The sequence below is a fragment of the Curtobacterium sp. MMLR14_002 genome, assembly GCF_001864975.1.
In the GTDB taxonomy this organism is placed as follows: Bacteria; Actinomycetota; Actinomycetes; order Actinomycetales; family Microbacteriaceae; genus Curtobacterium; species Curtobacterium flaccumfaciens.
Genome location: NZ_MJGT01000012.1, coordinates 1 through 407, shown reverse-complemented (window position 1 = coordinate 407; position 407 = coordinate 1). Strand labels below are relative to the sequence as shown.

Sequence of the window (407 nt, the reverse complement as noted above, 5' to 3'; positions counted from 1 at the left end):
ACCGCCACTTGACCGTGCTCGGCCACTACGCGGTGATCCGCGCGGTGAGAGCCCTGCGCTCGGAGTACGACGAGTCATGAGCGAGAGCAGCGAGAAGGGCAAGAGCCTGGAGAACTACATCGCGAAGACGCTTCAGAAGAAGCTCGGCGCCCGCGTGAAGCGCGACGGCAAGTCCGGAGCGGGCAGCCATCAGAAGATGGACATCAGCGACTACTACCGGGACACCCCGTTCGACATCGAGGCGAAGAACCACAAGACAATCAAACTCGGCGAGTTCTGGGGACAGACCGTCGCCGGAGCAAGCATGGGCCGCACTCCCCTGCTGGTCGTGCAGCTCAAGGACGAGCCGCTGGCCGTGCTGAGGTTCGACGACCTCGTGGATATCGTGGCCGAACTGAAAGAGGCCC

1 protein-coding gene is annotated in these 407 nt (G+C 63.1%); it reads left to right on the top strand.

Going from position 1 to position 407, the window contains the following annotated elements:
• Positions 1–76: 76 nt before the first annotated feature.
• A partial coding sequence (locus BIU91_RS02480; RefSeq protein ID WP_139196850.1) for a hypothetical protein occupies positions 77–407 on the top strand: 331 nt, incomplete at its 3' end.